The organism is Mammaliicoccus sp. H-M34 (assembly GCF_022386495.1).
GTDB classification, from domain to species: domain Bacteria; phylum Bacillota; class Bacilli; order Staphylococcales; family Staphylococcaceae; genus Mammaliicoccus; species Mammaliicoccus fleurettii.
Map to the genome: position 1 here is coordinate 1 of NZ_JAJNIK010000027.1, position 396 is coordinate 396.

Genomic DNA, 396 nt, shown 5'->3' on the forward strand with positions numbered 1-396 from the left:
TTAAATCAGTAGTGATAACTGGTTTAACTGGAGCTGTTGTATCTGTCGCTTTGATTGGATCAGAAGCATCAGACGTATTTGGTGTTTCTGCGTTATCTGTTGCTTTGGCCGTAATATTACCTTCAGGTAATGGTGTGGTTGGCGTGATTTCCGCAACACCTTGATCATTGGCCATAGCTTCACCAATCTTATTGCCATCTTTATCGAATAATTCAACAGTAGAACCTGGTTCAGCGGTTACAGAAATCGTTGGCGTCATATGAGCTTTACCAGTTAAATCAGTTGTGATGATAGGTTTAACTGGCGCTGTTGTATCAGTTGCCTTGATTGAGTCAGAAGCGTCAGATGTATTCGGTGATTCCGCATTATCCGTTGCTTTGGCTGTAATATTACCTT

At 41.4% G+C, this 396-nt stretch carries 1 protein-coding gene; it reads right to left on the bottom strand.

The window, feature by feature from the left end; genetic code table 11:
- A partial coding sequence (locus LQ608_RS12390; protein WP_239752193.1) for an Ig-like domain-containing protein occupies positions 1-396 on the bottom strand: 396 nt, incomplete at both ends.